The 7,096-nt window shown below is 48.2% G+C and carries 7 protein-coding genes; 4 read left to right on the top strand and 3 right to left on the bottom strand.

Annotated features, from left to right (window positions below):
* Positions 1-439: 439 nt before the first annotated feature.
* Positions 440-3,217 carry a phycobilisome rod-core linker polypeptide gene (locus tag QUB37_RS14015; RefSeq protein ID WP_333162874.1) on the bottom strand — a complete coding sequence of 926 codons (2,778 nt, stop codon included), beginning with the start codon at positions 3,215-3,217 and terminating at the stop codon, positions 440-442.
* 466 nt (positions 3,218-3,683) lie between these two features.
* Between QUB37_RS14015 and QUB37_RS14020 the strand changes: the two genes are divergently transcribed.
* Positions 3,684-3,839, top strand: a complete 156-nt coding sequence (locus QUB37_RS14020) for a hypothetical protein (protein WP_333162876.1) — start codon at positions 3,684-3,686, stop codon at positions 3,837-3,839.
* A 60-nt stretch (positions 3,840-3,899) separates the two neighbouring features.
* Positions 3,900-5,084 (top strand): class I SAM-dependent methyltransferase, encoded by a 1,185-nt coding sequence (locus QUB37_RS14025; protein WP_333162878.1) that lies wholly within the window; start codon positions 3,900-3,902, stop codon positions 5,082-5,084.
* Between the two features lie 364 nt (positions 5,085-5,448).
* Here the strand turns inward: QUB37_RS14025 and QUB37_RS14030 are convergent, their stop codons facing one another.
* Both QUB37_RS14030 and QUB37_RS14035 read right to left on the bottom strand, forming a co-directional pair.
* Entirely contained in the window at positions 5,449-5,778 is a 330-nt protein-coding gene (locus QUB37_RS14030) for a PIN domain nuclease (protein WP_333162880.1), read from the bottom strand.
* Positions 5,779-6,060: a hypothetical protein gene (locus QUB37_RS14035; protein WP_333162882.1), complete on the bottom strand. Its 282-nt coding sequence runs from the start codon at positions 6,058-6,060 to the stop codon at positions 5,779-5,781.
* Positions 6,061-6,303: 243 nt separating this feature from the next.
* Between QUB37_RS14035 and QUB37_RS14040 the strand changes: the two genes are divergently transcribed.
* Both QUB37_RS14040 and QUB37_RS14045 read left to right on the top strand, forming a co-directional pair.
* Positions 6,304-6,435, top strand: coding sequence for a hypothetical protein (locus QUB37_RS14040; RefSeq protein ID WP_333162884.1), 132 nt, complete (start codon positions 6,304-6,306; stop codon positions 6,433-6,435).
* Between the two features lie 138 nt (positions 6,436-6,573).
* Positions 6,574-6,840: a hypothetical protein gene (locus tag QUB37_RS14045; protein ID WP_333162886.1), complete on the top strand. Its 267-nt coding sequence runs from the start codon at positions 6,574-6,576 to the stop codon at positions 6,838-6,840.
* The last annotated feature ends 256 nt before the right edge of the window (positions 6,841-7,096 follow it).

Below are 7,096 nucleotides of genomic sequence, written 5' to 3' on the forward strand. Positions count from 1 at the left end.
TCTAAAATCTAAAATCTAAAATCGACTGACAGCGCTATTTTCCCTAAATCTTACCATTCGTTCAGGTACACCTCCTGAAGCGTGGTTTTGACCTGTAACCAGCCTCTGGCTCGCAACAACGTAAACTTGAAACTTGGGAAAAACTACAGCCAAGAATAAAACTGATGCTAGAATTTTACCAATTTCAATAATTGTATAAACACGAGGCAGAGCCTCTGGATATGCGTTACCAGGCTCAGCGTGGGAACGAGAAAAACACTTAAAGATTTTGGATGTAATAAACGATATCCAGTCTCTTACTACAAAATCACAATCCTCCGCGACCTCTATCGCCCAAAGTGAATATCCTATAAAAAAAGAGCTGGCAATTATACCAGCCCTTCAACTAATTTGAGATGTTAAATTAGCAGTAATCTAACATCTCAAACCTCAAATCAATCTAGCTTCTGTCGATCGCAGCCACAGGCTCAAAACTCGGAACCACAATTTCACCATTCTGCTTAGTCAACTGGTTGTACAGCCTTTCGGTATTCGGGAAATTAGCAGCCGGTAGAGTCGGAAAGCGGCGGTAAGGAACAGTATCCTCACCAAAAGCCTCCGCATATTCAACGCTGTTCAACATCGCGTTGATAAAGCCCTTAATCCCTTTACTTGCCAAGATTTGGTTATAAGTCCGAATCTCCGCTTGATTGCGAGGAGCACGGCCCAAAAAGTGCTTCGTACCCAACTCAATCACCTTAGTATTGGGATAAGGTGCGTAGAACTGTTTGATGTACAGCGACGAGCAGCCCAAAGCCTCAATGAACTCCTTGAGATTGATTTCATTGTTGCCCAGTTTGCTTTCCAGCGCCGTGAATTCATTCTTCACAACGTAGGGGTTTAAATCGCGTTCAAAAATTTGACGGTAAGCAGCTTGAATTAAAGTTTTCAAAGCTACTTTGTCCGAAGTAGTCGTCAGCTTGAACATCTTAGTTTGTTCACGCCGCTTGCTGACACCTTGAGCAATCCGACTTTGCAACTCGATATCGCCTCGATTGCCTGCTGCACCGAGTTCGATAAACCGAGGAGTTTCTGGCGTCTGAGCTTGGAGATTTTGCTCAGCGACGGAACCCGATCGCATCGTCCGCATCGACAAACCACCGGGAGTCACATAGCGCTCGTAGGGAACTGTATCTTCCCCAAAAGCTTCGTTGTACTCCATGCTGTCCATGATGCTATCGACCAGCGCGTAGAAACCCTTCTTGGCGCAAATGTCAAAGTAAGCGTTCATTTCCTGACGGCCGTAGGTAGGGCGTCCCAGGAGTCGGCGGTGAATGTACTCGATCGCCTTACAAACGTAGAGCTTGCTCCAGTACATATTGCGGAACACGTCCGACTTCGCCAACATCCGAATAAACTCGCGCATCGGAATCTCGCCGTTTTCCAGCTTAATTTCCGCTACCTTTTGGCGCTGGCCGTCGAACACATCGCGACCAAACACTTGCAGGTAAGCAGCCCGAATCACCGCTTGTGTGGAACTTTCGGTAAATTTGACACTGGAAGCATTGCTGTAGCTGCTAGAGACACCGCGGGCAGTTTTCTTGGAAGCAACATAGTTGCTCGGTAACTGGTCTAATTTAAAGACCTTGGGGCCGAGAGAGCCGGGAGCAGCACCGCGAGCCGCCGGATTGCTCAACTGATTGTCAATACCTGCACCTTGACGGATCAGGATACGGCGAGTGTCCTTGCCGAAGGGAGCCGGACGGCTCTTGGGGTTGCGAGTTTCTTTCGGGAAAATCGCGCCGAACTGAATTTCTAAGGGGTCATTGCCAACACCGTAAACGTGCTGGTCTGGCAGAGGCTGGTTGTAGCCAGCAAACAAGGTGATGAACTGAGGAACCTTGCGGAACGGAGCGCTGAAATTGAACAAATCAATTTGCGGGCCCCAGTTGCGACACTCCTGAGCTTCTTGGCCCAAACCGCGCAGGTAAGGCACTGTTTCTTCGCCGAAGTAATCGGAATACTCCTGGGAATAAACCATCGCGTCTACCAGGGCTGGCAGGCCGCCTTTGCTGACGATCGCAAAATACTTGCTAAATTCCTCCCGCGAGCTCAAACCGCGGCCGAGGAAGTGGCGGGCGGCAAGTTCTACAGCGCGGCTGTTGACAAACGGCTCGTAGAATTGCTGACGGTACAGAGGAGATTTGCCAAGGCGGCGAATAAACTCTTTCATCGAGATTTCGCCATTTTTGACCTTGGATTCCAAGTCAGAAATGCTTTGGCTGTATGCGCGGGTAATATCGCGCTCGAATACTTGGCGGTAAGCTGCTTTGATTACTTCTAGCTTTTCTGCCGAAGACAGACCGGTTTTCATGACGAATTTCGCCCGTCGCTCGGCTGCGTTGAAGTAAATTTGAGGCAGTTGCAAGCCTTGCTGGTCGTTGCTTTCGCGCTGCCGCACCTTGTCTGAAGGTGTGGGAGCTTTGAATTCGGTAATTGCTACGTCGAAATACTGTCCGACGATCGCACTTGCCTCTGCATTGTTTCTGAAATAGCCCAAAGATGCTGCCTTCATTTCCTGCATTGCCACAATTGTGGCCGCCGAAGAGCAAGCATTTTCGATGATTTCCCGCAATCCGCGCACGTTCACCGAAATAATGTTCGGGTCGCCAGCGACAATTGCGTAGGTGATGTAGCGCAAAAACCAGCTCAAGTCGCGCAGAGATTTGGTCATGTTGCCCGGGCCGTAGCGCGAGACATTGATCGGCTGAAATCCTGCGGGGATTGGGCCGCTGTAGCCGCCACCGTTGCCAGAAAATAGATTTCCTAGCCCCAAGAAACCACCGCCGCCGCCACCGCCGTTGCCACCGCCTGCGCGGCTTTCAACGTAGGTGACATTTCCCAGTTTCATGCCTTCAGAGACATTCGCCGAGCCGCCGCGAGCCGCCCCTGCTACAGCCATCGCAGGTTCTTGTGGTCTTTCCAAAAATGCCAGCGGGGAACCGCCGGTAAAAATCCGGTTGGCTGCGCGGGATACTATCAGTTCCGAGTTTTGGGTCAGCGTCGCAGAGATATCGATCCGAAGAGCCCCTGAACTGAAATAACTTGCCAGTTCGCTGAGTTCGCCCCGCTGTAGAAAGCGGTCTTGCTGTTCTGCTTGCGAAATTGTTGCGACCGGTACAGTTTGATATAGTTGCGGACGCGCAACCGAGCTTCCACCACTTGCTTTTACAGTCATTAGACTCCTTAGCTCCCTATCCAAATAGTTGCAGCATTTAACCAGACTAACCTTGCCTTCTGATGCAGGTCAAAGTAGGTATTTTTGCTTTGTTTACTTTTTGCCTTTACCTGTCACGAGGTTCGGGCGCGCTTACTTTCTTAGATTAAAATGTTTTGGTTTCATCTTTCTGCCTGCGGGGAAATGTCCGATCCGAAGGCAGGCACGGGGTACTCCCTCCGCTGCACTCCGCCGGCATACCCGTGGAAAAAAGACTCGGCAGGAGAGTTGCCTTTGGGCGATTGTAGCCAGTGCCTTGAATTAAAGGAAAAGAAAATCAAAAATTTTCTTCTGCCTGTTTCGGGGCTTTTGACTTTCTGCGGAAAGACGCCTCCGCTTTACCCGACAGTTCAGCGGTGGGTTATTGACAGTCCTTATTTGTTAAAAAGCCTGTCGAGATTTATTGTATAGATTTAAGAGAGCTTATATGAGAAAAAATGATAAGTTTTATTACGCAGAAGCTGTCAGGGCTTGGCTACCAGGGGTTAGTCGATCGCCCGATCCCTCTGTTTCAGGCTTGCCAAACTATCGCGCAGCGACACTTTTGTGGCGAGTAACGCAGCAAAAGAAGTGCTTGGCGTAGCCGTGTTACCCCGTAGCTACTGACAACCAATCTCAAAACCCACGCACTATTACCTCACTTATGGATACTACGCCTGATATCAGTGCTGCCGTGCGGCGGCTTTACGATACTTTCCCTTTTCCGCCCGATCCTTTGTCCGATGAACCGCCCCCTGGGTACAACTGGCGCTGGAGTTGGCCTGATGCTTACAATTTTTGCACCGGCCAAAAGCCGCCAAAACTCGATATTCGGATTTTAGATGCTGGCTGCGGCACTGGTTCGAGCACCGATTATCTGATTCACCTCAATCCCGAAGCTTCGGTGACGGCGATCGACCTGAGTGCGGGTGCTTTGAAAGTAGCACAAGAACGTTGTCGGCGATCGGGCGCGCGAGAAGCTGATTTTCGTCACCTCAGCTTGTACGATGCCGCTGAGTTAGAGGGCGAGTTTGATTTGATCAACTGCGTGGGCGTGTTGCACCACTTACCCGATCCGATCCGGGGCATTCAAGCGCTGGCGGCGAAGTTGGCGGAGGGGGGTTTGATGCACATTTTTGTGTATGCTGAGCTCGGACGCTGGGAAATTCAACTGATGCAAAGGGCGATCGCACTTCTTCAAGGCCCGCAAAAAGGTGACTATCCCGATGGTGTGAAAGTCGGTCGTCAAATCTTTGCTTCTTTACCAGAAAACAACCGTCTTGTCAAGTACGAAAAACAGCGTTGGGCAGGAGAAAATCAGCGAGACGAATGTTTTGCTGATATGTACGTTCACCCGCAGGAAATTGACTACAATATCGAGACTTTGTTCCAGTTAATTGACGCTTCGGGATTGGAGTTTATCGGTTTCTCAAATCCGGGATATTGGCAGTTAGAAAGACTTTTGGGGAAAGCGCCGGAATTGATAGAAAGAGCTCAGGGTTTGACGGAACGGGAGCTTTATCGATTAATTGAATTGTTGGATACGGAAATCACTCATTACGAGTTTTTCTTGGGCAAAAAGCCTGTTAATAAAATTGATTGGTCGGACGATAAGGCACTTTTGGCGGCAATTCCTGAGTTGAGTGGTTGTATGCACGGTTGGCCGAGTCAACAAGTGTTTGATTGCAACTACCAATTGCTCAATTTGTCAAGTGCGGAATTTGAGTTTTTGCAAGGTTGCAATACCAAAACTGTGGGAGAGATTTTGGCGGATGTGGAGATGGGATTGGATGAAGTACGATCGATCTTATCAAAACAGCTAATTTTGCTAACACCCGGTAAAATCTAAGGGCGGGCTCTCCGGCCCAACTCCTACTCCCCACAATCAAATTAGCTTTTTGTGGAACAGGCATCTTGCCTGTTCTTTGCTCGGAGTATAATTTCTGTTAAATTCCCAATTAATCAAGGCTTTACAGTTGGAGGGTTAACAGCCGTAATTTGTGAATAACGAGCGAAATCAGCAATGTTAAAAGTTAGGATATGGGTTAAACCATCAACTAGCATAGCAGCAACTAGCCGCGCATCATGAACGTTAACACTAATTTAATGTGAAGTTGCACATATCTCGATCCCCCTAAATCCCCCTTAAGAAGGGGGACTTTGAGAAGAATCTTGTCCCCCCCTTATTAAGGGGGGTTAGGGGGGATCAGATTCTATGCAGCCTCATAAAAAATTGGTATAACCTTATGTGTTATCACCAGTCGCTCCCATTCTTGATAAATTGCTTCGGTATCCAACAACAGAGGAAAAAGCTGTTTTAAGCGATTAATTTCTGCCTCTGCTTCTGTTGCAGTACGCCCTAATCCATTTCTCTGGATCGGGCGCGTGCAAACGTTCCAAAACTCGATCAAATTTTGGGGTACGATATAAAGTTGTTCCCCGCGATCGCGCAGAGTAATCACGGCATTGACAGCATCAGGATTCATTGGGTGTGCTGTATCGATGCTACGCAGCAGTATGTTTGTATCTACGAGAAACGGCATTTAACCTCTGTCTCCATAAATGCTCTCTCTGCTAATAGCTTCATCTGAAAGAGTGGGGAGATTTAGGGTACGATGACTGTCAACCCATTCTTGAAATGCTATTGACCATTCTGTTGGGGTAGCTGTTTCATAAAATGGAGGTTGTTGAGGTTCAATTAGCTGTTTGAGCATCGCATCTAGTAATGGTTTAATCTGCTCCGCCGTGCGGTTGGTGATTTTTCCCAAAACTTGAGTAATTGTCTGTATCTCTTGTTCGTGAGATTGCTGAAGATTGTGCAGCATAATTATCCTTGAGTGCAAGTTTTTGGGTTGACGATAACAAAATCCATCGCACTTTTTAAATTGATTTTAATATTATAACTGTAGCGCAAAGCCTAGGAAGTAGGCGATTGCTCGTTCCCAGGCTCTAGCCTGGGAACCAGTTAATCCTCGATGCACGTACTAGGATTTTCTGTCATTGCCAACGTAGTGAAGCAATCTCAAAGCTGACGCACCTTTCCCAAATCCCAAATCCCAAATGGAGGATTGACACAGGCCCCCGTCTGCGGCTACGCTTTGAAGTTAGAGGTTGCTTTGCTTGTAGAGGAAGTAGCCCGCGTCGCCCAAAAATCTAGTTGCACTGCCCAAAGCTGTTGCGAGCAGCAATGGACAGCATAACCGCCAAACTGATATCAGCAGTCTGGAGGCTAACGGAGTATGATAACACTCTCTGTAGCCGCCCTGCTATGTGTTGAAAAGCGGGGCGGCTGGGTTTTTGGGTTTTTCTAGAAAACCCAAAACCAGGAGAACATAATTATGTCACAGGAATTATTGCCTGACGACAACAAATTCGTTAGCGCAGCCCTCGAAGAGGATCGGCCAAATGACGACTCAGCAGCAGAATCGGAACAGGATGTGGTTTGTGTTACGGTGACAGGTTCGCCCAAGGGTGTCAGGGAAACCATACTCACCTTGTACCGGCTGGGATTTGCCCAAGTTGGCGATTGGAGTCCCCTACAACGTGCAGCTAATCCGAACCAAGTGATGAGTGTGCTGATTCGCCGTCGGAAGCGCAAAGCGTAGGTGTTTGCTCGTTCCCAGGCTCTAGCCTGGGAACACATTCCATGAGCATCTGCCTCGTGTTTTTATTTTTATCCGTTAACGAGGCAGAGCCTCTGGCTCTCGGTTCCCAGGCTCTAGCCTGGGAACCAGTTAAGAAGACCAACAAATATCAGGCACGTTATTTTACTAAATCAGCAGGATAAGCTGTTGTGCATTTAAAACGCATATTGGTATAATATAACATAATGATATTCAGAAAAAGTGAATGCCTGCTAAA

Source organism: Microcoleus sp. AT3-A2, assembly GCF_036705685.1.
Taxonomy (GTDB): Bacteria; Cyanobacteriota; Cyanobacteriia; order Cyanobacteriales; family Microcoleaceae; genus Microcoleus.

What these genes read in the sequence shown, in the direction of transcription:
- QUB37_RS14015 (WP_333162874.1), bottom strand. Translation starts at nt 3,217, where the DNA reads ATGACTGTAAAAGCAAGTGGTGGAAGCTCGGTTGCGCGTCCGCAACTA.
- QUB37_RS14020 (WP_333162876.1), top strand. Translation starts at nt 3,684, where the DNA reads ATGAGAAAAAATGATAAGTTTTATTACGCAGAAGCTGTCAGGGCTTGG.
- QUB37_RS14025 (WP_333162878.1), top strand. Translation starts at nt 3,900, where the DNA reads ATGGATACTACGCCTGATATCAGTGCTGCCGTGCGGCGGCTTTACGAT.
- QUB37_RS14030 (WP_333162880.1), bottom strand. Translation starts at nt 5,778, where the DNA reads ATGCCGTTTCTCGTAGATACAAACATACTGCTGCGTAGCATCGATACA.
- QUB37_RS14035 (WP_333162882.1), bottom strand. Translation starts at nt 6,060, where the DNA reads ATGCTGCACAATCTTCAGCAATCTCACGAACAAGAGATACAGACAATT.
- QUB37_RS14045 (WP_333162886.1), top strand. Translation starts at nt 6,574, where the DNA reads ATGTCACAGGAATTATTGCCTGACGACAACAAATTCGTTAGCGCAGCC.